21 protein-coding genes are annotated in these 21,578 nt (G+C 65.9%); 7 read left to right on the plus strand and 14 right to left on the minus strand.

Annotated elements, in window-relative coordinates; translation table 11 throughout:
* Positions 1 to 84: 84 nt before the first annotated feature.
* The 3 genes from ycaC to AB4Z48_RS27265 form a co-directional block, all read right to left on the minus strand.
* Positions 85 to 711 (minus strand): isochorismate family cysteine hydrolase YcaC, encoded by a 627-nt coding sequence (ycaC, locus tag AB4Z48_RS27255; protein ID WP_441619740.1) that lies wholly within the window; start codon positions 709 to 711, stop codon positions 85 to 87.
* A gap of 28 nt (positions 712 to 739) precedes the next feature.
* The gene (locus tag AB4Z48_RS27260; RefSeq protein WP_441619742.1) at positions 740 to 1,417 is read right to left on the minus strand and encodes an isochorismatase family protein; all 678 of its coding nucleotides are present in this window, start codon (positions 1,415 to 1,417) and stop codon (positions 740 to 742) included.
* 113 nt (positions 1,418 to 1,530) lie between these two features.
* Positions 1,531 to 2,406 (minus strand): pirin family protein, encoded by an 876-nt coding sequence (locus tag AB4Z48_RS27265; RefSeq protein WP_441619744.1) that lies wholly within the window; start codon positions 2,404 to 2,406, stop codon positions 1,531 to 1,533.
* 129 nt (positions 2,407 to 2,535) lie between these two features.
* Between AB4Z48_RS27265 and AB4Z48_RS27270 the strand changes: the two genes are divergently transcribed.
* Positions 2,536 to 3,444 carry a LysR family transcriptional regulator gene (locus AB4Z48_RS27270; protein WP_441619746.1) on the plus strand — a complete coding sequence of 303 codons (909 nt, stop codon included), beginning with the start codon at positions 2,536 to 2,538 and terminating at the stop codon, positions 3,442 to 3,444.
* 111 nt (positions 3,445 to 3,555) lie between these two features.
* Here the strand turns inward: AB4Z48_RS27270 and AB4Z48_RS27275 are convergent, their stop codons facing one another.
* The 5 genes from AB4Z48_RS27275 to AB4Z48_RS27295 all read right to left on the minus strand — a co-directional run bounded on the left by AB4Z48_RS27275 (position 3,556) and on the right by AB4Z48_RS27295 (position 8,222).
* Positions 3,556 to 4,068, minus strand: coding sequence for a DUF3016 domain-containing protein (locus tag AB4Z48_RS27275; protein WP_441619748.1), 513 nt, complete (start codon positions 4,066 to 4,068; stop codon positions 3,556 to 3,558).
* A gap of 194 nt (positions 4,069 to 4,262) precedes the next feature.
* Positions 4,263 to 4,991, minus strand: a complete 729-nt coding sequence (locus AB4Z48_RS27280) for a MotA/TolQ/ExbB proton channel family protein (RefSeq protein WP_441619750.1) — start codon at positions 4,989 to 4,991, stop codon at positions 4,263 to 4,265.
* Positions 4,992 to 5,574: 583 nt separating this feature from the next.
* Positions 5,575 to 6,816 (minus strand): NAD(P)/FAD-dependent oxidoreductase, encoded by a 1,242-nt coding sequence (locus AB4Z48_RS27285; RefSeq protein WP_441619752.1) that lies wholly within the window; start codon positions 6,814 to 6,816, stop codon positions 5,575 to 5,577.
* A gap of 16 nt (positions 6,817 to 6,832) precedes the next feature.
* Entirely contained in the window at positions 6,833 to 7,183 is a 351-nt protein-coding gene (locus AB4Z48_RS27290) for a RidA family protein (RefSeq protein WP_441619753.1), read from the minus strand.
* 130 nt (positions 7,184 to 7,313) lie between these two features.
* A complete protein-coding gene (locus AB4Z48_RS27295; RefSeq protein ID WP_441619755.1) occupies positions 7,314 to 8,222 on the minus strand; it encodes a LysR substrate-binding domain-containing protein in 909 nt (302 codons plus the stop codon).
* Positions 8,223 to 8,395: 173 nt separating this feature from the next.
* Here AB4Z48_RS27295 and AB4Z48_RS27300 point away from each other — a divergent pair, with 173 nt between their 5' ends.
* From AB4Z48_RS27300 to AB4Z48_RS27310, 3 genes are all read left to right on the plus strand, one after another.
* Entirely contained in the window at positions 8,396 to 9,391 is a 996-nt protein-coding gene (locus tag AB4Z48_RS27300) for a Bug family tripartite tricarboxylate transporter substrate binding protein (protein WP_441619757.1), read from the plus strand.
* A gap of 57 nt (positions 9,392 to 9,448) precedes the next feature.
* Positions 9,449 to 10,972 carry an amidase gene (locus AB4Z48_RS27305; protein ID WP_441619759.1) on the plus strand — a complete coding sequence of 508 codons (1,524 nt, stop codon included), beginning with the start codon at positions 9,449 to 9,451 and terminating at the stop codon, positions 10,970 to 10,972.
* Positions 10,973 to 11,287: 315 nt separating this feature from the next.
* Positions 11,288 to 11,923 carry a 3'-5' exonuclease gene (locus AB4Z48_RS27310; protein ID WP_441619761.1) on the plus strand — a complete coding sequence of 212 codons (636 nt, stop codon included), beginning with the start codon at positions 11,288 to 11,290 and terminating at the stop codon, positions 11,921 to 11,923.
* 124 nt (positions 11,924 to 12,047) lie between these two features.
* On the opposite strand, the gene AB4Z48_RS27315 is transcribed toward AB4Z48_RS27310, so the two are convergent.
* On the minus strand, positions 12,048 to 12,302 hold the full coding sequence (locus AB4Z48_RS27315; protein WP_441619763.1) for an RNA-binding protein: 255 nt from the start codon (positions 12,300 to 12,302) through the stop codon (positions 12,048 to 12,050).
* Between the two features lie 384 nt (positions 12,303 to 12,686).
* Between AB4Z48_RS27315 and AB4Z48_RS27320 the strand changes: the two genes are divergently transcribed.
* Complete coding sequence (locus AB4Z48_RS27320) at positions 12,687 to 13,490, plus strand: SDR family NAD(P)-dependent oxidoreductase (protein ID WP_441619765.1); 804 nt, start codon at positions 12,687 to 12,689, stop codon at positions 13,488 to 13,490.
* A gap of 38 nt (positions 13,491 to 13,528) precedes the next feature.
* On the opposite strand, the gene AB4Z48_RS27325 is transcribed toward AB4Z48_RS27320, so the two are convergent.
* From AB4Z48_RS27325 to AB4Z48_RS27345, 5 genes are all read right to left on the minus strand, one after another.
* A complete protein-coding gene (locus AB4Z48_RS27325) occupies positions 13,529 to 14,716 on the minus strand; it encodes a thiolase family protein (RefSeq protein WP_441619767.1) in 1,188 nt (395 codons plus the stop codon).
* Positions 14,717 to 14,721: 5 nt separating this feature from the next.
* Complete coding sequence (locus tag AB4Z48_RS27330) at positions 14,722 to 15,651, minus strand: FAD binding domain-containing protein (RefSeq protein ID WP_441619769.1); 930 nt, start codon at positions 15,649 to 15,651, stop codon at positions 14,722 to 14,724.
* On the minus strand, positions 15,648 to 18,023 hold the full coding sequence (locus tag AB4Z48_RS27335; protein ID WP_441619771.1) for a xanthine dehydrogenase family protein molybdopterin-binding subunit: 2,376 nt from the start codon (positions 18,021 to 18,023) through the stop codon (positions 15,648 to 15,650). The genes AB4Z48_RS27330 and AB4Z48_RS27335 overlap by 4 nt, the downstream gene beginning before the upstream one ends.
* Positions 18,016 to 18,516 carry a (2Fe-2S)-binding protein gene (locus AB4Z48_RS27340; RefSeq protein ID WP_441619773.1) on the minus strand — a complete coding sequence of 167 codons (501 nt, stop codon included), beginning with the start codon at positions 18,514 to 18,516 and terminating at the stop codon, positions 18,016 to 18,018. The genes AB4Z48_RS27335 and AB4Z48_RS27340 overlap by 8 nt, the downstream gene beginning before the upstream one ends.
* 150 nt (positions 18,517 to 18,666) lie before the next feature.
* Complete coding sequence (locus AB4Z48_RS27345; RefSeq protein ID WP_441619775.1) at positions 18,667 to 19,173, minus strand: SRPBCC family protein; 507 nt, start codon at positions 19,171 to 19,173, stop codon at positions 18,667 to 18,669.
* 313 nt (positions 19,174 to 19,486) lie between these two features.
* Between AB4Z48_RS27345 and AB4Z48_RS27350 the strand changes: the two genes are divergently transcribed.
* Positions 19,487 to 20,095, plus strand: coding sequence for a TetR/AcrR family transcriptional regulator (locus AB4Z48_RS27350; protein WP_441619777.1), 609 nt, complete (start codon positions 19,487 to 19,489; stop codon positions 20,093 to 20,095).
* 280 nt (positions 20,096 to 20,375) lie between these two features.
* The gene (locus tag AB4Z48_RS27355; RefSeq protein WP_441619778.1) at positions 20,376 to 21,560 is read left to right on the plus strand and encodes an acetyl-CoA C-acyltransferase; all 1,185 of its coding nucleotides are present in this window, start codon (positions 20,376 to 20,378) and stop codon (positions 21,558 to 21,560) included.
* Positions 21,561 to 21,578: the final 18 nt, after the last annotated feature.

Below are 21,578 nucleotides of genomic sequence, written 5' to 3' on the forward strand. Positions count from 1 at the left end.
GGGCAACTTGCTGCCCCGGTCGGCCGATCGGGGCGCGGCCCCATTCCCGCCGCAGATCGCCAGTTTCTGAGCGATCGGCGGAGTCTATCTGGATGCCTTCGCCGTGGTGTAGGCCGTTATCAGGTTCCGGTAGTCCGGGATATGGTTCGAGAACAGCGTGCCCAGCCCTTCGATATCGTTACGCCAATCGCGATGCAGTTCGCACGCGACGCCGAACCAGGTCATCAGTTGCGCACCGGCTTCGGCCATGCGGTTCCATGCGGAATGTCGCGTCACTTCATTGAACGTACCGGATGCGTCGGTGACCACGAACACGTCGTAGCCTTCCGCGATGGCTGACAGCGCAGGAAACGCAACGCATACCTCGGTCACCACGCCAGCGATCAGCAACTGCTTCTTGCCCGTGGCCTTGACCGCCTTGACGAAATCCTCGTTGTCCCACGCATTGATCTGGCCAGGCCGGGGAATAAACGGCGCATCCGGAAACATCGCCTTCAGCTCCGGCACCAGGGGACCGTTCGGACCGTCCTCGAAACTGGTGGTCAGCACAGTGGGAAGCTTGAAGTACTTGGCCAGGTCGGCCAGTGCCAGCACGTTGTTCTTGAACTTGTCCGGCTCGATATCACGCACCAGTGAGAGCAGCCCAGCCTGGTGATCCACCATCAGAACGGCGACGTCGTTCTTGTCCAGCCGCTTGTAGGTCTTGGTCATCTTCAACTCCTGGAGGAAAGTGTTCGGATCAACGTTGAGAATCGAGAGTTTCGTGGTGCGCCAGGACGTCCTGCGCCTTCGTGTAACTTTCGATCAGCAACTGATAGGCGGGGAAGATCCGGGTATAGACATCCGCCCATTCCTGCGCGTCCGGCCGGTTCCAGGTCTGCTGCAGTTCGGAGGCGACCGCGGCGGTATCCATCGGTACTACCCCCGCCTGTACCACGCGGGCCAGCGTGATTTCCTGCGCCATCTTCGAGTAAGTGCCGGAGGCATCCACCACGGCGAAGACCCTGTAGCCATCCGCGACCGCGCTGATGGAGGGGAACGCCATGCAGACACTGGTGATCGTGCCGGCGATGATCAGCGACTTGCGACCGGTCTCTCGCACCGCCGCGACGAACTCCGGGTTATCCCAGGCATTGATCTCGCCCTTGCGCGCGACGTAGCGCGCGTGGGGTGCGTTTTCGTGGATCTCCGGAATCAGCGGACCATTGGGCCCTTGCGGCACCGACGCCGTGGTGATGACCGGCAGTTTGGCCAGGGTGGCCATCTTGGCCAGTGCCGCGGCGCGTGCGCGCAACTCGGGCATGGGCATATCGCCCACGGTCTGGAACAAACCACTCTGGTGGTCGATCAACAGCATGGCGGTATCCGAAGGGTCGATCTTCGGAGCCCTGCCGTTGAAGTTGACGGGAGCGCTCATGGTAAATCTCCTGGAACAGTGTTGTTTGGGCATGCCGGAAACGGCCCGGCTGCCGGGCGATGGCGCGTGACGACCTGCCACACGCCAGGAACGGGGTTACATCGGCGGCGGTATCAGTCGACGCTGGCGGGAATCCGCCCGAACTGACCGCTGCGATAGTCCGACAGAGCCTGTTCGATCTCCCGCTGCGTGTTCATGACAAACGGCCCGTAGCTCACCACCGGTTCGTCCAGCGGCTCGCCGGAGAGCAGCAGGATCGTGGCGTCGCTGTCGGCTTCGAGCGTGAAGCCGGTGCCCGCCTGTTCGAGGACGACCAGCTGGGCTTCGTGCGCCGACTGCGTTCCGTTGACCGTTACGTTGCCATGCAGCGCGATCATCAGCACGTTCCGCCCTGAGGGGACCGTGAACTCGGCACCATGCCCTTGCAGCAGGCGTACATCCCAGACGTCGATCGGCGTGAACGTACGCGCCGGCCCGAGGGCGCCACCAAATTCCCCTGCAATCACGCGCACCGATCCAGCGCCTCGAGGTAGCGCAACTTGCGGGATATTTGCGTCAAGCAGCGTCTGGTAGCCCGGCTCGCTCATTTTTTCGCGCGCTGGCAGGTTGACCCAGAGTTGCACCATCTCAAGCGTGCCACCCTGCCTGGCGAACGCCTCCGAGTGGTACTCCTCGTGGAGGATCCCCGCTGCGGCAGTCATCCATTGCACATCGCCCGGGCCGATCTTTCCGCCCTGCCCAGTTGAATCGCGGTGCTCCAGTTCACCTTGATAGACAATGGTGACCGTTTCGAACCCGCGATGCGGATGCTCGCCCACACCGCGGCGCCCGAAGGTCGGCGCAAAGTGAGCCGGGCCCGCGTAGTCGAGCATGAGGAAAGGGCTCGCGCGATTGCCAAGGTTCGCCTGCGAAAAGAGCGTGCGCACGGGGAAGCCATCGCCGACCCAGTGGCCTTGTGGACTGCCATATATACCCAGAACCTTCTTCATCCGATGCTCCTGATTCGTCGGCCGGTTGTCCGGCTGCGGTGATAGGAAGCATAGGCATGCCGCTCGCATACCGGTAGGCAGCGTCGTTTATCCTCTGTGTTCTATCCATAGGACGATGATGATGCCGCGATGCAACAGGACCTGAACGATCTCTTCTACTTTGCCCAGGTGGTGGACCATCAAGGTTTCGCGCCCGCCAGTCGCGCACTCGGGATCCCGAAGTCCAAGCTCAGCCGTCGCATTGCCTTGCTGGAGGAGCGACTCGCCGTGCGCCTGATCCAGCGCTCCACGCGGCGCTTTTCGGTGACCGAGATCGGACACAGTTACTACGGGCATTGCAAGGCGGTGCTGGTGGAGGCTGAAGCGGCACAGCAGGCGATCGACCTGACCCGCTCGGAGCCCCAGGGCATTGTCCGCGTCACCTGCCCGGTGGCCCTGCTTCACGCCAGAGTTGGCGAGATGGTGGCAGAGTTCATGGCTGCGTGCCCCAAGGTAACCGTGCATCTCGAGGCCACCAACCGGCGCGTGGACGTGATTGCAGAGCGCGTTGATGTTGCCATCCGGGTACGGGTACCGCCGCTAGACGACAGCGATCTCGTGATGAAGGTGCTGGCCGGGCGTGCATGGTGCGTGGTGGCGGGTCCCCGGCTCCTGGCGGGCCAGGCCGAGCCGCGGTCTCCCGCGGATCTGGCGCACCTTCCCACGCTTGACCTGGGCCCGGCCCAGTCCAGCCACGTATGGCGCCTGGAAGGCCCGGAAGGCGCCTTCGCCGAAGTGCGGCATGTACCCAGGCTCGTGACAGACGACATGCTCACGCTTCTTCGCGCGGCAACGGCGGGGATCGGGGTTGTGTGCTTGCCGTCCATGTTGATCACGGATCAGCTCAGACAAGGACACCTGGTCCACCTCGTACCCGCCTGGCAGCCGCGGGGCGGTGTCATTCATGCCGTGTATCCGTCGCGCCGCGGCCTCCTGCCGTCAGTACGAGCACTGATCGACTTCCTCGCCGCCCGCTTCGGCGAGATCGACGAGGCATAGTCGTGCGGGCCAGGGCATGTGCGCAGCCCGGGACGCCAGGGATGGCGCATCCGCTTGCGCGCGGTGCCGGGACCGCCGCGCGTCCGGCCTGGAACGCCCTGCCCTGGCCGGTCAGGCGTGGCCAGTGACCTTGGCAATCCTCCGCTCGAACCAGTCGTCGAGCATGGCTTTCTCGTAGCGCAGCCGGTCCGAGTAGCCGTACAGATTGACGCCCCAGTTGAAGTTCATGTTGGACATGCGCTCCTCGCCGCTGGCGACGACCTCGTCGCCATGCTTGAGCACATACCTGACCTTCATGCGCGGCCATGTGGCGTCGCGAATCACCCGGATCTGCGACGCGTAGCGCCAGTCGACATAGCCGGCCAGGTCGATGTCGAGCACCTCGATCGTGAGCGCGTAGCCTTCGGGAAGCGAGCGGGCGGCGAGCCGGGCCAGATGCTGGTTGATTTCCTCAAGCACCTGGCGGTCGCTGCCGTATCCCTGCGACCATGAGGCATCGGTATAGGTCTCGGGATGGATGAACGTCACGGCCAGCGTGCCGGACGGATGAGCGGCGGCGCCGGCGAACGCCGGCAGCCCCAGCGCCAAGATCGCGGCCAGCGCTGAAACGGTGTTCCTGAGCATGGCACCTGCCTCGCTTCTGGTCAGCACGGCTGGCAATACCGAACAGATGACGGCCATCCTGCGCCCGGCGTCCAGCCGGCGAGGCCGGGCTGCCTTCAGGATAGACCACGGCGCGGCGGCAGGCACCGGCGCCATGGATATGGCGTGGAGCGTGCCAGATTGCATGGGTGTCCCTCTGGTACCGCCAAACCCGCTTAGTTCCTGACAGCCAGCCGCACCGGCCCGTCCTCGGCCCGGCGGGAAGCGCTGGGGTGCAGGCGTGTTCCGGTCACGAAGTAGCCGTGCAGATCGTGCGCAAAACGGTTGAGCTTGCTGATCACGCCTTTGTTGCCACGGCTCAGCGCGTTGTAGCCCAGCACGGCGGGAATGGCCACGGCCAGGCCGAATGCGGTCATGATCAAGGCCTCGCCAACGGGGCCGGCCACCTTGTCTACCGTCGGGATGCCCGACGCACCAATGCCGATCAGCGCGTGATAGATCCCCCATACGGTGCCGAACAGACCCACGAACGGTGCGGTGGAGCCTACCGATGCCAGGATGGCAAGGCCCGCCTGCATACGGGCCACGGCTTCTTCGATCGACATCTTCAGCGAGCGGGTCAGCCAGTCCGAGATATCCAGTTGGGCATGCAGTTGCGGCTGGTGTGCGTGGTGGCGCTGCATGGCGTCCTTGCCGGCCAGGGCGAGCGCGCGGAAGGGATTGACTTGGCCGGCGCCCAGCGTGTCCAGCGCGTGGTCGAAATCGTCCGCGTGCCAGAAGCGCCCTTCTGCGTCATGCACATTCTTCCTGAGGCGAACCAGATCGCACGCCTTGCTGAGAATCACGATCCACGACAGCAGTGACATTGCGAGCAGAACAATGGCGGCCGCGCGTATGACGAAGTCGCCTTGCGACCAGAGGTGGAAGATTCCAACGTTCTGCATGGTGATTCCTGGTGGCATGAGGCGGCGGCGATACGTCGGGCGAAGTGTCGCCACGCACGGTGACCTGAGGCAGCATGGCCGCCGATGCCGGCGCGGATGGCGTACCGGATGGCTCCGTGGCCTCTGCCGGCTGGGCGTACGCAACAGGGGCGGCGCTTCCGATACGCACGACAATGGTGATGCGTTGTGCGCGCGTCTTCGGGAGCAAGCGGGGGGCGAGAACAGGAACGGCGAAGGCGGGCATTGGCTCCTCCCAGCTCGCGGATGCTCGGCAGGCGATACATGCGGCTAAGTCTAGTTGATGGCGCCGTCAATTACTGATGATTGTCATAATCATTCGCATCACGCAAACGACCGTCGCCAACTGTCTCGTGCTCGCCTGCTTGCTGCCGTGCCACATGCGCCTGGGCAGCCCCCGGCACCAGGCAGAGCCAGGACGGTTGCAAGCCCGCGCACAACGTGCGCGTGTTGTCAGTGGGTAATTCTCTGGGGCGTTAATTGCGTTCTCTGGCGCCGACAGCGTCGATGCGCGGACGAGTCCTGGCACTGGCTCCCGGTGCGGGCGGCGCACCGTCTGCAGACGTCAGCCCCCGAAGCGGATCGGGTCGTACGGGCGGGGATCGATATAGGGTGGCACGCCGTCGAGCAGTTCGGCGATCAGGCGCGCCGTGACCGGGCCCAGCGTGAAGCCCTGATGGGCGTGCCCGAAATTGAACCACAACCCACGATGGCGTGGCGCCCTGCCCACGACGGGCTTCATGTCGGCAACGCACGGCCGGGCGCCGAGCCAGGGCGTGTCCTCTACCGGCGCGCCGAGCCGGACCAGCTCGCGGGCGTAGCGCTCGGCGCGCTGCAACTGGACGGGGGTCGGCGGCGCTTCGTGGTGGGCGAACTCAGCCCCCGTGGTCAGGCGCAAGCCGCGCTGCATCGGCGCCAGCATCAGGCCATGCTCGGCATCGAGCAGCGGCAGCTCCGGCATCGATTCGACCGCATAGTGGCGGTGATATCCGCGCTTCACGAACAGCGGAAAACGATAGCCGAGAGGCCTGGTCAAGGCTGGCGCCCAAGGGCCTAGCGTGATCACGGCATGCGCCGCCGTGAGGGGGCCGTCTTCGGTTGCCACGGTCCAGCCGGTGCCGGCCGGCTTCAGCGTGGTGGCGTCGCCGCGGCGGACGATGCCGCCCTCTTTCTCGAACAGTGTGACGTAGCGGCTGACCAGCTCGCCGGGGTCGGCGATGGTCCAGGGATCGCGCCAGTGGATCGCGCCGGCCATCGTCCCGTGCAGCGCCGGCTCGGCAGCGGCAAGCCCGGCCCGGTCGAGGATGCGGCAATCGAGCCCGTGCTCGCGCGCGACCGCGCTCGCGGCGCGCGCCGCATGGTCGAATGGCGAGTTGCTGCGATAAGCCTGCAGCCACCCTGACTTGCGCACAAGGTCCTGCGCGCCGGCCAGCGCGATGAGCCTGTCGTGCTCGGTGAGGCAGTGGCGAATCAGCGCGCTGTAGGCTGTCACCGTGCCCGCATACCGCTTGGGCGCGGACTCGCGCCAGTAGCGGGCCAGCGTCGGCAGCAGGCCCGCGAGCGCGCCGGGGTGGTAGTGGACATCGTTGCCCTGGCGGGTGATCACGCGAAGGACGGCCATCCATTCGCGCGGAAAAGCATAGGGTTGAACCGCTTCGCGCTGGATGATGCCCGCGTTGCCATATGACGTTTCCCTGCCGGGCGCCTGCCGGTCGACCAGCACGACCGCATGCCCGCGCTGGCGCAGCGCGACTGCCGTGCACACGCCGACCATGCCGGCGCCAAGTACCACGATGTCCGTTGTCATGCCGGTAGTCCGTGTTTCAGGAGCGGGTCGCGGCGACCACCGAGATTTCGAGGCGGGCCGGCAGCACCAGGTCGCAGCAGACCGTGGTGCGGACCGGCAGCGGATCCTGGAAATGCTCGCGATACGCCTGGTTGAACCCCGCGAAATCCGTCTTGTCGGTGAGATAGACCGTTGCCGAGACCACATCGCCGAGCGTCAGGCCGGCCTCTTCAAGCGTAGCCGCGATCCGCGCGAGCACCAGGTGCGTCTGGGCCTCGATGCCCTCGGGAATGCTGCCGTTGGCCTCGAGCGGCAACTCGCCGGAGAGGAAGGCGAGGCCGTTGGCGATGCGGATCTTGGAAAAGGGCAGATTTGCGATCTGGGTCATGGCGAGCCGTAGGGGTAGCAGGAGGGAGAGAATCCGTGCCCCGATTCTCCACGCTGGCCCGGCTAAACGGAATATGCGTCGCGAGCAATTAATCGAATAAATGATTGCCGATAAGGCAATCATTCACCGCTCACGCCGTGATGGCCTCCGTCAGGTGCTGGACGAAGGCCCGCCCCGCGGGCGGCAGGTTTCGCTTGGCCAGGGTCTGGATCTCGATATAGCGCTCGTTCAGCTCCCGGTCGCGCAACGGCACGGCGGCGACGGTGCCGGCCTTCAGGCGGCCCCGCACGGAAAGCTCGCCGTAGAAAGTGATGACATCGCCCCCCGCTGCCGCGAATCCGGCCAGCGAGTCCAGATGGTTGCTGGAAAAGACGGTCTGGTAGCGCAGGCCCTGGCGACTGCAGCTGGTGTCGAGCAACTGCCGCAGCGAGCTGTCCTTGGGCGGCAGCGCGAGCGGATATTCGACGACCTGCGACAGTGAAATCTGGCGCTGTCCAGCCAGCGGATGGCCGGGCGCCATGATGGCGAGCACGGGGGCCGGATGACGCAGCTCCACTTCGATCTCCGGCTCGGGAAGCCCGCTCAGCGTGATGCCCACGTCGGCCTCGCCATCGCGGATGCGCCGGGCAATGTCGCCTTGCGGGCAGACGTCGAGGTCGAAGCGGATCCCGACGTACTTTTCCCTGAAGCTCGCCGCCAGCAACGGAATGAATTCGTGCGCGATGCCCTCCACGCTCGCCAGCCGCACCCGCCCCACGCGCAAGCCGCGCAGCGCCTGGATATCGCCCGCCACGCGGTCGATGTCCTGTTGCGTGCGCTTGGCGTGTGCCGCCAGCAACTCTCCTGCCGCATTGGGGACCAGCCCCCTCGCCCGCCGGTCGAACAACAGGGTATCGAGCTCGCTTTCCAGCTTGGCGATCTGCCGGCTCACCGCCGACGGCGCGACGTTCAGCTTCAGGGCAGCGTCCTTGACCGTGCCGGTGCGCACCACCTCGAGAAAGTAGCGCACGGCGGTTTCCTGCAGGATGCGGTAGGACATGGGGGCGCCTCGGCGCAAATGAACAGGGATGCGGTCAATTCTACGGATTGCCGATTTGGCAATCAATAGTTCTAAACATTGCTACGATTTCATTCCAACTTGATCGTACGATGATGGTGTTACCCGGCGCACCGCTGTCGCGCGTCGCTTACCCATCCTGCCGGAGCATCAATATGCGATCCCCTGCCCGCCCCGTCTTGTCCCTCCTCATGGCTTGCGGCCTTGCCGCCGGGGCCGGCCTGGCGCCAGCCCTCGCCGCCGCGCAGGGAAGCTACCCGTCGAAACCGATCCAGCTTGTCCTGCCGTTTCCGCCAGGCGGCGCCACCGATGTCGTTGGCCGCTTGGTCGGCCAGAAACTGGGAGAACGGCTTGGCCAGACCGTGATAGTCGACAACCGTCCCGGCGCCGGCACCGTTGTCGGCGCGAGTTATGTCGCGAAGTCCGCGCCGGACGGCTACACGCTGATGGCGACGTCCGGCACCACGTTCACGGTCAACCCCGCTGTCTACCCGCGGCTCCCCTATGACCCGCAGAAGAGCTTCGAGCCGATCGGCCTGATCGGCTCGACCGGCCTGATACTGCTCGCGAACCACGACGTTCCCGTCAACAACCTCAAGGAGTTCGTCGCCGCGGCAAAGGCAGACCCCGGCAAGTACTCCTACGGCTCGTTCGGCGCCGGCACGACCGCCCATTTCGCCGGCGAAGCGCTCCTGAACCTCACCGGCATCAAGATGCTCCATGTGCCCTACAAGGGCAGCTCTCCGGCCATGACCGACCTGATCGGCGGCCAGATCCCCTTCAGCGTGGACACCGTGGCCGCGGCCATCCCGCAACTCAAGTCCGGCAAGATCAAGGCTATCGCGGTCACCACGGCAAAGCGCTCGTCGCTGCTGCCGAACGTGCCGACCGTGGCGGAAAGCGGCTATCCCGGCATGGACGCCAGCACCTGGATCGCGCTCGTCGCGCCGCGAGGCCTGCCGCCCGAAGTCAAGGCAAAGCTGGAGAAGGCGCTGGCCGAGGCCATCGCCGATCCGGCTACGCGCAAGAAACTGGCTGACAACGGCATCGAGCCCTCCTACGCGCCGGGCAAGCAAGTCACCAGCATGATCGAAAAGGAAATGCCGCAGATGCGCGCCATCGCGCAACGCGCCAATATCAAGCTCGATTGACCTTCCAGACGCGGGCCGCCGGTTCCAGGACGAAACGGCCCGAGGAGACCCTACTTCATGAACGAGCAAGACAAGCTGACCTCGGCTTCCGCAGTCGAACTTCGCCGCCTGATCGGCACCAAGGAAATCTCGCCGGTTGAATTGCTGGACGCGTGCATTTCCCGCATCGAAACCTACAACCCGGCCATCAACGCGATCACGGCGACCTGCTACGAGCGGGCACGCACGGAAGCCCGGGCCGCCGAGCAGGCGGTCATGCGCGGCGAATCACTCGGCCTGCTGCACGGACTGCCGCTTGGCGTCAAGGACCTGGAGGCAACCGCGGGGCTGCTCACCACCTACGGCTCGCCGCTGTTTCGCGGCCATCTGCCCACCGAGGACAACGTGCTGGTAGCGCGGCTGCGGTCGGCCGGCGCCATCGTCGTTGCCAAGACCAACATCCCGGAAATGGGCGCCGGCGCGAACTCCCGCAACGCCGTCTGGGGCGCGACCGGCAACCCCTTCAACCCGAACCTCAATGCGGGCGGGTCCTCCGGCGGCTCGGCCGCCGCGCTGGCGGCCGATTTCCTGCCGGTCTGCACCGGCTCCGACACCGGTGGCTCGCTGCGCATTCCCGCGGCCAAGTGCGGCGTGGTCGGCTTCCGGCCCTCGCCAGGCATCGTACCCAACTCGCGCAAGCTGCTGGGCTGGACCCCGATCTCCGTGGTCGGCCCAATGGGCCGCACAGTCGCCGATGCCTGCCTGCAGCTTGCGGCTTCGGCGGGTGTATCGGTCACCGATCCGCTGAGCTACGAGGTAAATCCGGCCGCTTTCCTCTCGCCGGCACGCGTGGACCTGTCGGCCTTGCGGGTCGGCTGGACGGAGGACTTCGGCTGCTGCGCGGTGGACGACGGTATCCGCCGCGTGTTCCGCGCGAAGATTGCCGCGATGCGGCATCTGTTCAAGCAGTGCGATGAGGTGACCTTCGACCTGGGCGATGTGCACCGCTGCTTCGACGTGCTGCGCGCCGAGAGCTTCGTCGCCGGCATGCACGAGGCCTACCAGCGCGATCCCGCCAGCCTCGGCCCCAACACCCGTGCGAACTACGAGATGGGCGCGAAGATGTCGCTGGCCGATAGCGCGTGGGCGCAGGCCGAGCAGAACCGCATCCTGCAGCGCTTCCAGCAGGCCTATCGGGACTACGACGTCATCCTGTCGCCCACCACGCCGGTCTCGCCGTTCCCGTGGACCAGCCTGTACGCGGATACCATCAACGGCGAGAAACAGGAGAACTACTACCGCTGGCTGGCCCTGACGTATGTCGTGACCCTGACCACGCACCCTGCCATCTCGCTGCCCTGCGGCACCGACGACCTCGGCATGCCGTTCGGCCTGCAGGTGACCGGCCGGTTCCGGGGCGACGGTGAAACCCTGGGCGTGGCCCAGGCGATGGAAACGGCGTTTGCCGCATCGGCGGCATTGCGCCGTCCCGTTCCCGACCTCGCCGCCCTCAGGCCTGCCGAGCCCGCGCTTCGTTCCATCGTCACTGCGCCGCCGATCTTCGGCGCCGCGGCACAGGCGAGCGGCGTCTCCGCGGTATAAGTGGCAAGCGCCTCGTGCGGTCGTACCGTTGTCACCCGCTGCTGCGCGACCCGATCCCCCTGCCAGGGCAAGTCAACGGGCCTCTTGTGGATTCGCCAGAGGATCGGCGACCGCCCCTCTCGGCATAGGCTTGCAGCTTCTCGTGTAGCATTCGCACGGTGCCGGAATTCGTCGCAGGGCTTGAGGAAGCCCTCGACGATATGCAGGGAGCCATCGAACATGGTGCGTTCCCGGCAGCTGACGCACGGCTGGGCGATGACGAGGCTGCATCCGACAGCAGAGATTGGAGCCTAAAGACTTACAGGGAAAGGCAACGTGCAGACAGTTGCGGTTTTGGATTTCGAAACGACGGGGCTGTCGCCGCGTCAAGGTGACCGGGCTACGGAAATTGCCGTCATCCTTTTGCGCGACGGGCAGATCGTCGACCGCTATCAAAGCCTGATGAATGCGGGCAGGCGTATCCCTTCCGATGTCGTGAATCTGACGGGCATCACTAACGACATGATCGCGTCGGCACCCGCCGCGTCAAAGGTAATGCGCGAAGCAGCCGAGTTCGTTGGCGACCACCCTGTCGTCGCACACAATGCCGGCTTCGACCGGCGCTTCTGGCAGTCTGAGCTTGGGCTTCTCGGCATGGCCGCCGACCAGTCCTTTGCCTGCACGATGCTCGTGTCGAGGCGGCTCTACCCGCACGCCGGCAATCACAGGTTATCGACGCTGGTGGACATGCTGCAATTGCCCAAACCCGGGCGAGCTCACCGGGCCATGGTCGACGCGGAGATGACCTGTCATTTGTGGCACCGACTGCGATCCGACATCGCCCAGACGTACGGCGTGAATCGCGTGGACCATACCCTCATCACAAAAGTGCAGGCCACCAGCAGGGCCAAGGTTCCGACACTCCTGCGCTCGCTGGGTGAAGGCCAGCCACCCGGGCCATATACCGCCTGAGGCAGCGTCCTTGAGTGCCGGCGACCAGCCTCGCTGCAGTCTTCAGGCCGTCAGGCAAGACCAGATTGGCTGCCTTCACAGCGGACATGCCACGCATTGGTCGTGACCAGCCGCTGCGCCGGGTTCAGGTAAATCGATCGGACAGGATGAGCGCGCTGAGCTCGCGCTGATTCCAGAAGATGTGATGAATTCGAGGCAGCGCCTTGCGCAAGGTGTCGGCGTCGATCGCATGGAAGACCAGTTCCGCTGCGGGGCGCGTGCCATCCCCGGGCACATGTTCTATCTCATCGCAAGGCGGCAGGCCGTACTTGGCCAGGAAGGCGCGGATATCCTCGTCGGAGATGTCGGGCTTCAGGTTCGTTAGCAGAACACGTGTCATGCTGGCTACTCCTTCGAGACAGTTGCGCGCGGAACTTTCGCGGCCGAATCGTCGTACCGACCGTGGCGAACAAATAAAAGTTAGTGCGATCTTGTCCGCATTGCAACCTTGCCCGCCACCCGCATTGCATTGCAGGCGAAGGCCATCCGGGTGCGCCGGGGCAAGTGCCATCCGGCCTGCGAAAGCCCGGCGCCAGCCGGTCCAGGGCGGTACCGCCGCCATGTGCCGGCCGCTCGTGCCGCGCAATTGCCTCCTGCGATAGCTTGGCGGGGCCATGTCCTAAAACGTTGGATCTACGACATTGATGCCATCAGGCCTGGCGCCTACTCTAGCTCCTGTGCTGGCCGACATGGTGTCGGCCACGGCAAGACTGGAGCAGAAGACATGACGAATACCACACAACCCGGTACGGCCCTGATCACTGGCGCATCTTCCGGCATCGGCGCCATCTACGCGGACCGCCTGGCGCGGCGCGGCTACGACCTGGTACTGGTGGCGCGCAACCGCGAGCGCCTGGAGACGCTGGCGCAGCGCCTGACCGACGAGACTGGCCGTTCGGTCGAGATCGTCACGGCCGACCTGGGCGCGGAAGCCGACGTCCACCGCATCGAAACGCTGCTGCGCACCGATGCCAGCATCACCACGCTGGTCAACAATGCCGGCGTGGGCGCGGTCGCGCCGCTGCTGGCTTCTGACGTGGACAAGATGCAGTCGATGATCGAGCTGAATGTGGTGGCGCTGACGCGGCTGACCTATGCGGCCGTTCCCGGCATGGTGGAACGCGGTACCGGCACGATCATCAACATTGCCTCGGTCGTGGCGATTTCCCCCGAACTGCTGAACGGCGTCTACGGCGCGTCCAAGGCCTTCGTGCTGGCGCTGACCCGGTCGCTCAAGCATGAACTTGCCGACAAGGGGGTGCGCGTGCAGGCCGTGCTGCCCGGCGCGACCCGCACGGAGTTCTGGGATGTCGCCGGCCAGCCGGCGGACAATCTGCCGCAGGATTGGGTGATGTCGGCGGACGACATGGTCGACGCGGCGCTCGCCGGGCTGGACCAGGGCGAGGTCTTCACGGTGCCGTCACTGCCCGACGTGGCCGACTGGAACGCCTACGAATCCGCGCGTACGGCCCTGTTCCCGAACCTTTCGCGCAGCGCGCCGGCGGCAAGGTTTGGCGTGGGCGCCTGATAGCGGTCCCTCGCCGCCTCGCCACCTCGCCTGCCTGCTCAGGCCAGGGCCTCGACCGCGAGGGCGATGCCCTGGCCGCCGCCGATGCACAGGGTCACGATGCCCCGGCGTATCCCGTCCGCGCGCATCGAGTGCAGCAGCCGCGTGGTCAGGATCGCGCCGGTCGCGCCGATGGGGTGGCCGTGCGCGATGGCGCCGCCATCCACATTGATGATGTCGTGCGGCAGGCCCAGTTCGGCGGCAACCGCCAGCGGCACCGCCGCGAATGCCTCGTTGATTTCCATCCGCTCGATATCGCCCAGCGCCCATTGCGCACGCTCCAGGGCCTGGCGCACGGCCGGCACGGGGCCGAGGCCGAACAGGCCCGGCTCCACGGCGCCGACGCCATAGGCCACCAGCCTCGCCATCGGCGCCAGTCCCCTTTCCTCGGCCACGGAACGTTCGGCGACCAGCATGGCTGCCGCGCCGCTATTGAGCCCCGGCGCATTGCCCGCCGTGATGGTGCCGTTCTTGCGGAACGCCGGCCGCAGCTGGCTGAGGACCTCGAACGTGGTGTCCGGGCGATTCGCCTCGTCCACGCTGAACATCACCGCGCCGCCCTTCGCCTTCACCGGCACGCCGACGATCTGCGCGAGGAAACGGCCTTGCGCCTGGGCGCGGGCAAAACGGCTCTGCGAGCGTTCGGCCCAGCGGTCCTGTTCATCGCGGCTGATCTTGCAGCGCTCCACCAGATCCTCGGTATGCCAGCCGGAGTGTTCGCCCGAGAACGCATCCACCAGGCCGTCCCGCAGCATGCTGTCATGCAGCGCCGCATCGCCCATGCGGCTTCCCCAGCGGGCGGCAGGCATCAGGTAGGGCGCCTGGTCCATGTTCTCCATGCCGCCGGCGATCGCCACGTCCATATAGCCGAGGCGGATTTCGTCGGCCGCCGTGGCAATGGCCTGCGCGCCGGAGCCGCATACCCGATTGACTGTCATCGCGGGCACCGAAACCGGCAGGCCCGCTCCGATGGCGGCCTGCCGCGCCGGATTCATCCGGTTGCCTGCCTGCACCACGTTGCCGAACACCACGCTGCCGACCAGGGCCGGGTCGAGGCCAGAACGACGGAAGGTCTCGCCGATCACCGTCGCGCCGAGCTCGGTCGCAGGCGTAGCCTTGAGCGCGCCGTTGTAGGCCCCGATGGCTGTGCGAACCGGCTGGCACAGCACGACTTCTCTTGCTTTCATCGCATTCACTCCGTTGACTCCTTGCTTGTCGGTTTCGCAAAATCTCCGGGCGGACGGTGCGCCTGCCAGGCACCCGGGCCCGTTATCTCCATGGCATCCGCCAGCGCCCGTTTCAGCATGACCTTGCCGAGCTGAAGCCGGTACGCTGCATCGGCAAAGCTGTCCGTCAGCGGCGTCACGCCGGCAAACGCCGCCATTGCGATGCGATCCATGTCATCGGCCCCGCCCGTGAAGCCGGCGCCCAGCAAAGCCTCGGCGGCATAAGGCCGGAAAGCCGTGTCGGCGACGCCGGTGATCCCGATCGTGCCGCCCACGCACCGGCTCCCCGCGAACCGCAGCGCGACGGCGGCGGCGGCCACGGCATAGCCCGACGATGGATGGCGGAACTTCCGGTATCCGACCCGCAGCGCGGCCGGCATGGGAATATGGATGCGGGCGAGGATCTCGTCGGGCTGCACGGCCGAGGACATGAACCCCACGAAGAACGCGTGCGCCGGCACACGTCTCGTGCCGTTGGCGCCGGCCAGCTCCATTTCGGCCTCCAGCGCGAGCATGGCAGCCGGCCAGTCCGCCGACGGATCGGCGTTTGCCAGCGCCCCGCCGATGGTTCCGCGATTACGCACCGCGGGATCGGCGATGACGCCCGCAACCCGGGCAAACATCGGGGCCAATGCCCTCAGCTGGCTGTCCGACTCCAGTTCGGCGTGGGTCGTGGCACTGCCGATCGAGATGTGATCCTGGTGGATTTCCACGCCCTTCAGCTCGGGCAGCCGGCCGATGTCCACCAGCAGGGACGGCCTGGCCAGCCTCAGCTTCATCAGGGGCAGAAGCGAATGGCCTCCGGCCACCAGCTTCGCGTCCGCATCGCCTGACAGCAGTGCGAGCGCGTCGGGCAGGCTGCTTGCCCTGACATAGTCGAACGGATACGGGATCATGCCTCGCTCCTGTTGGCCTCGTGGATCGCGCGCCAGATCTTGGGCGGCGTCAGGGGCATATCGAGATGGGAGATGCCGAATGGCTTCAGCGCGTCGCATACCGCCGCCACCACCGCCGGCGGCGCGCCGACGCAGCCGGCCTCGCCGATGCCCTTGACCCCGAGTGGATTGGTCGGCGAGGGCGAGACGTGAAAACTGGTGCGCATGCGGGGAACCTGCTCGATCCGCGGGAAGCCGTAGTCGAGCAGCGATCCCGACAAAAGCTGGCCCGCCTCGTCGTACCTCGCCTCCTCGAAGAGGGCCTGGCCGATGCCCTGCGCAATACCGCCGTGCATCTGGCCGTGGCAGAGCATGGGATTGATCAGTACCCCCACATCGTCTACCGCGACGTAGTCGAGTATCTCTACCATGCCAGTCTCGATGTCCACCTCGACGACCACCGCATGGCAACCGTTGGGCGCCCCCATCGAGGTGGGCTCGTAGAACACGCGTTCTTCCAGCCCGGGCTCGACATCCCTGGGCAACTTGCTCGCGACATAAGCCATGCGCGCCACCCGGGAAAACGCAACGGTGGTGTCCGCCGCCGCTGTCGAGAACCGGCCGTCGGCGTAGCGGACATCCTCCTCCGGCGCCTCCAGCATGATCGCGGCGATCTTGCGGGCCTTCGCGAGAATCTTGCCCGCGGCCAGGTAGGCCGCCGAGCCCCCGACCGGCATCGAGCGGGAATTGAACGTCCCGTGGCCCGCGAGCACGCGGTCGGTGTCGCCTTGCACGACATCGACGTCCTCCATCGGGAGTTGCAGCACCTCGGCCACGATCTGCGCGTAGCTGGTGGCATGGCCGTGCCCTTGCGGCATCGATCCGCTGAACAGCGTTACCTTGCCGTCGGAGTGCACCCGGATATGGGCGCTCTCCCACCCGCCGCGATCGAAGCCGACCCTCAGCAACAGGGCGGAGATGCCCATGCCCACCAGTTCCAGGTAGCAGGTCACGCCAATGCCGATGTACTTGCCTTGCTGCCGCAGCTCCGCCTGGCGCAGGCGCCAGCCGGTGTAGTCGACCAGTTCGGTGGCATTGTCCAGGCACGCCTGGTAGTTGCCGCTATCCCATTTTCCGCGCGCATTGTTATGCGGCTGATAGGGGAACTGGTCGGCCTGCACCAGGTTGCGCCGCCGGAGCTCGACCGGATCGATATCCAGCTCACCGGCGACCGCATCCATCATCCGCTCGACGATATAGGCCGCCTCCGGCCGGCCGGCGCCGCGATAGGCGTCGACCGGCGTGGTGTTGGTCGTGACGAGATTGACCTCGACGTCGACCGAGCTGATCTGGTAGTTGCCCGTGACGTAGCTGGCCGTGTTGACCGTCGGGATACCGGTGGCCATATTGGAAAGATAGGCCCCGAGGTTGGCGAACGATTGCACCTTGATGCCCAGTACCTTGCCGGAATCCTTGACCGCGGCTTCGACATATTCCACATGGGCGCGGCCGTGCGTGGTGGCCACATGGCTCTCGCTGCGGGACTCGGTCCAGCTGACCGGCCGGCCGAAATGCCTGGACGCAAACGCTACCAGCACCTCTTCGGCATAGAAGTGCATCTTCGCGCCGAACCCGCCCCCGATGTCGGGCGCGACGATCCGGATCCGGTGCTCCGGCCAGCCCAGGGCTTCCGAGAGCCAGCGCCGCGACATATGCGGCACCTGGGTAGGCACGATGAAAGTCAGCTGCTCGTCGACCGGGTCATAGCTGGCGCAGAGCGCGCGCGGCTCGAGCGGGCTGGGTATCAGCCGCTGGTTGACCAGGCGGATCGACACCACGCGGTCGGCCTGCCTGAGCGCGTCGTCATAGTCGCCGCCCTTGACGCGGTAGACGCCGATCAGGTTGCCCGGCACATTGGCGTGGAGTTGCGGCGCGCCCGCAGACAGTGCCGCCTGCGCATCGGCCACGGCTGGCAGTTCCCCGTACTCGACCGCCACCAGCTCGGCGGCATCGGCCGCGAGTTCTCGCGTGCCTGCCAGCACCATGGCGACAGCCTCGCCGGCGTAGCGCACCCGCCCCGCGGCAAGCGGCGGATGGGCCGGCACTTTCGAGTCCCCCACGACCCAGTTCGGACGGATATCGCCGACCTTTCCCTGGATATCCGCGTAGGTCAATACGCCCACGACGCCGGGCAGCGCGAGCGCTTGCGCCGTGTCGACATGGCGGACGTCCGCATGGGCGAAGGGAGACCGGACAAAGGCGGCGAATACCATCCCGGGGAACTGGAAGTCATCCGTAAACCTGCCGCGCCCGCTCATCAGGCGCCGGTCTTCCCGGCGCCTGACGGATTTGCCGATATAGCGCGTCGTGGCGTCTTGCGGGGCTTCACTCATGGCAATGCTCCTCAACGGCCACCGCATTGCCCTGCGCAAGCCTTGTCGCCGCCAGCAGGACGGCGTCGACGATATTCTGGTAGCCGGTGCACCGGCACAGGTTTCCGTGCAGCGCCTCCCTCACCTGCGCCTCCGACGGACAGTGCACGCGCAGCAGCAGCGCGCGCGCGGCAAGCAGCATCCCTGGCGTACAGAATCCGCATTGCAGGCCGTGGCATTCATTGAAGGCTGCCTTGAGCACGTTCACCGTGGGATCGTCCTCCATGCCCTCGATGGTGTGGATCGCGCTCCCGTCGGTCTGCACGGCAAGCACCGTGCAGGACCTTGCCGTGCGCTGGTCGAGCAGCACGGTGCAGGCTCCGCACTGGGAGGTGTCGCAGCCGATGTGTACGCCGGTGAGGCGCATGGCGTCCCGCAGCATGTGCACCAGGAGCTGCCTCGGCTCCGTCTCGGTGCTTGCGCTCACGCCATTGATGGTGTTGTGTATCTTCACTTGCGCCACCTTGCCTCCTTTATGTGCCGGCCGCCCGCGAGGCGGCCGCACGCTATGGAATTATGACCATCATACTAAAGAATGAAAAAAAAGAAACCAGCTTCCTCCGGCACGCTGCCTCCTCATCCCCGTCTCATCGCAGGCCACGGATCACTGCGCCGCGGCGACTGGCGCGCCCTGCGGCGGGGAAGCCGCCACGGCGGCACCACCCTCGCCCGATTCCATCACCAGTGTCTCGAAACGGGAGAAGAAATCCGCCAGGAACTTGTTGGCGACCGCCCCCACCAGCCGGGAACCGATCTGCGCCAGCTTGCCGCCCATCTGTGCAACTGCGGCATAGTGCAGGGACGTGCCGCCATCGATGTCCTCCAGGCGGACATCCGCGTCGAGCTTGCCGAAGCCTGCCATGCCCCCGGTGCCGGTTCCCTCTATGCGATAGCCGATTCCCTCCTGCCGGTCGGAGAAGCGGGCGGTACCCTTGAAGCGGGCCTTGATGGGACCGATGGCGGCAACGATCACCGCGTCATAGGCGTCGCCCTCGGCTTTCTGATAGTGCTCGCACCCCGGCAGGCACCGCTGCAACGTGCCAGGGTCGTTCAGGCGCCGCCAGACCTCCGCCCTGGGCGCCTTGATGACTTGCCTTCCAGTCAGTTCCAAATCTCATTCCTCCACGCTGTCGGGTCACTCGCCCCGGGTTGGCCACGCCGCTCCGGCTCTCGCCACAACCGTATCCGGCCGGCGCCAGCGGCGACGCAGGCAATATCTATCCGGTGTCTACATCCTAGGCAGGCGATCCGGGGTCGTCAAGCAATGCAATTCACTTCCACCTCGGTGCTTACCCTAGGAAGAGCCAGGCACGATCGCCGCTCCACCGCATCCGTCACTTCGGCCTGGTTATTCCATGATGCCCGTCATACTATAGATTGCACAGCGATGACAGCCGGCTCACCGGCATCATCATCATGAATGTATGATGGCCGTCATTTCAACGGGCGTCGCTGCCCTTCATCATGACGGAGTCCCCATCGTGCGTTACTCGCCAGATCACAAGGCCGAAACCCGCAATCAGATCATCTCGGCGGCTTCGGCCCAGTTTCGCGAACACGGCGTCAACGGCATTGGCGTGGCGCAGTTGATGAAGAGCGCCGGCCTGACCCATGGCGGTTTCTACGCGCACTTCGATTCCAAGGATGCCCTGATCGCCGACGCGGTCGACGCTGCCTTCGACCAGACCATGGCCTTTCTCGATGCGGCCGCGTCCGCGGCGCCGGCGAAGCAGCGCAAGCGTGCCATCCTTCAAGCCTACATGAGCAAGAAGCACCGCGACCATCCGGAAAGCGGCTGCGCGATCGCCGCCCTCGGCACGGATGTCTCGCGACTCGATGCCAAGACCCGGAAGCGATTCGAGGCCCGCGTCGGCTCGCTGATCCGGCTGATCGCGGGGGATGACAGTGAGTCCTCGCGCAAGGATGCGATCCTGATGCTGGCCACGATGGTCGGTGGCCTGGTACTCGCCCGCGCGGCGCGCTCGGAAACGCTGTCGAGCGAAATCGTGGATGCCGTGCAGGCATCCCGATAGCCGCCGACGGCCGGCGGCCGCCGTCTTCCCCCGTCCATTGCTCACCGCAAGATCGAGGTAAACCCGCGCAACGACGCTGAGCGCTTGACCTCTCCAGATCCGCTCACTAGCATGTAGACAGTGGATACACTGATGAGCCGATGCAGTCTTCCGCGGCCAGCCGATGCCATCCAGGCATCGCGTCCAGCCGGATCGGTCCGCCTTAATGTATCCACTGTCTATATTCGTTGCGGACCGGGATCGGGAATCCCCCGCGACAGCCACCATCCAAGGAGAGTCTATGTCTCGCGCAGTAATCGTTTCCTACGCCCGTACCCCCATCGGCAAGGCCGGCCGCGGCGCGTTCAACCAGACGCATGGCGCCACCATGGCCGGGCATGCCATCGAACATGCCGTGCGGCGCGCCAGGCTCGACGGTGCCGAAGTCGAAGACATCATCTTCGGCTGTGGCCAGCCGGTGGCGGCCACCGGCGGCAATGTCGCCCGTGCCGGCGGCATTCGCGCCGGCCTGCCGGTATCGGTGAGCGGGACGACCCTCACGCGCTTCTGCGCGTCCGGCCTCCAGGCGGTCGCCTTCGCTGCGCAGCGGGTACTGATCGACAAGGTGCCGGTCATGGTCGCCGGCGGCGTCGAATCGATCAGCCTGTCGCAGCCCGTGACGCTCAAGACGGCGCAACAGGAAGCCTGGCTTGCCCAGCACCGGCCGGATGTGTACCTGCACATGATCGATACCGCCGAGATCCTGGCCAAGCGCTATGGCATGTCGCGCGAACGATCGGACGCCTTCTCCGTGCGCAGCCAGCAGCGCACCGACCGTGCCCAGCAGGCCGGCCTGTTCAAGGATGAGATCGTGCCGCTTGCCACGACCAAGGGCGTGACCGACAAGGCGACCGGGCAAACCGTCTCGGAGGCATGCCTGCTCGAAGCCGACGAAGGCAACCGCCCCGACACCACGCTGGAGAAGCTCAGCGCCCTGCCCCCGGTGAAGGGCGAGGGATACCAGGTGACCGCCGGCAATTCCAGCCAGTTGTCGGACGGCGCCGCGGCGCTCGTGGTGATGTCAGAGAAGGAAGCCGAACGGCGCGGCCTGGTGCCGCTCGGCTATTTCATCGGCCTGGCGACCGCGGGCGTGGAGCCGGACGAAATGGGCATCGGGCCGGTGCGCGCCGTTCCCCGCCTGCTGGAGCGCAACGAGCTGACCGTCGACGATATCGACCTGTGGGAACTCAACGAGGCCTTTGGCTGCCAGGCGCTGTACTGCATCGACCAGCTGGGGCTGCCCGAGGAACGCGTCAACGTCAACGGTGGCGCGATTGCGATCGGCCATCCCTATGGCATGACCGGCGCGCGCCAGGTTGGCCACCTGCTGCTGGAGGGGCGCCGCCGCAAGGCGAAGTACGGCGTGGTGACCATGTGCGCGGCAGGCGGCATGGGTGCCGCCGGCCTGTTCGAATTCATCCACTAAGAAGCGCCAACAAGCCAG

It is taken from the genome of Cupriavidus sp. 2TAF22, from assembly GCF_052115045.1.
Classification (GTDB): domain Bacteria; phylum Pseudomonadota; class Gammaproteobacteria; order Burkholderiales; family Burkholderiaceae; genus Cupriavidus.

Excerpts from the sequence above, each read along its gene's own strand:
- AB4Z48_RS27355 (WP_441619778.1), top strand. The coding sequence starts at position 20,376 with ATGTCTCGCGCAGTAATCGTTTCCTACGCCCGTACCCCCATCGGCAAG.
- AB4Z48_RS27325 (WP_441619767.1), bottom strand. The coding sequence starts at position 14,716 with ATGAAAGCAAGAGAAGTCGTGCTGTGCCAGCCGGTTCGCACAGCCATC.
- AB4Z48_RS27270 (WP_441619746.1), top strand. The coding sequence starts at position 2,536 with ATGCAACAGGACCTGAACGATCTCTTCTACTTTGCCCAGGTGGTGGAC.
- ycaC (WP_441619740.1), bottom strand. The coding sequence starts at position 711 with ATGACCAAGACCTACAAGCGGCTGGACAAGAACGACGTCGCCGTTCTG.
- AB4Z48_RS27305 (WP_441619759.1), top strand. The coding sequence starts at position 9,449 with ATGAACGAGCAAGACAAGCTGACCTCGGCTTCCGCAGTCGAACTTCGC.
- AB4Z48_RS27315 (WP_441619763.1), bottom strand. The coding sequence starts at position 12,302 with ATGACACGTGTTCTGCTAACGAACCTGAAGCCCGACATCTCCGACGAG.
- AB4Z48_RS27350 (WP_441619777.1), top strand. The coding sequence starts at position 19,487 with ATGATGGCCGTCATTTCAACGGGCGTCGCTGCCCTTCATCATGACGGA.
- AB4Z48_RS27285 (WP_441619752.1), bottom strand. The coding sequence starts at position 6,816 with ATGACAACGGACATCGTGGTACTTGGCGCCGGCATGGTCGGCGTGTGC.
- AB4Z48_RS27335 (WP_441619771.1), bottom strand. The coding sequence starts at position 18,023 with ATGAGTGAAGCCCCGCAAGACGCCACGACGCGCTATATCGGCAAATCC.
- AB4Z48_RS27265 (WP_441619744.1), bottom strand. The coding sequence starts at position 2,406 with ATGAAGAAGGTTCTGGGTATATATGGCAGTCCACAAGGCCACTGGGTC.
- AB4Z48_RS27330 (WP_441619769.1), bottom strand. The coding sequence starts at position 15,651 with ATGATCCCGTATCCGTTCGACTATGTCAGGGCAAGCAGCCTGCCCGAC.
- AB4Z48_RS27295 (WP_441619755.1), bottom strand. The coding sequence starts at position 8,222 with ATGTCCTACCGCATCCTGCAGGAAACCGCCGTGCGCTACTTTCTCGAG.
- AB4Z48_RS27275 (WP_441619748.1), bottom strand. The coding sequence starts at position 4,068 with ATGCTCAGGAACACCGTTTCAGCGCTGGCCGCGATCTTGGCGCTGGGG.
- AB4Z48_RS27260 (WP_441619742.1), bottom strand. The coding sequence starts at position 1,417 with ATGAGCGCTCCCGTCAACTTCAACGGCAGGGCTCCGAAGATCGACCCT.
- AB4Z48_RS27290 (WP_441619753.1), bottom strand. The coding sequence starts at position 7,183 with ATGACCCAGATCGCAAATCTGCCCTTTTCCAAGATCCGCATCGCCAAC.
- AB4Z48_RS27300 (WP_441619757.1), top strand. The coding sequence starts at position 8,396 with ATGCGATCCCCTGCCCGCCCCGTCTTGTCCCTCCTCATGGCTTGCGGC.
- AB4Z48_RS27320 (WP_441619765.1), top strand. The coding sequence starts at position 12,687 with ATGACGAATACCACACAACCCGGTACGGCCCTGATCACTGGCGCATCT.
- AB4Z48_RS27280 (WP_441619750.1), bottom strand. The coding sequence starts at position 4,991 with ATGCAGAACGTTGGAATCTTCCACCTCTGGTCGCAAGGCGACTTCGTC.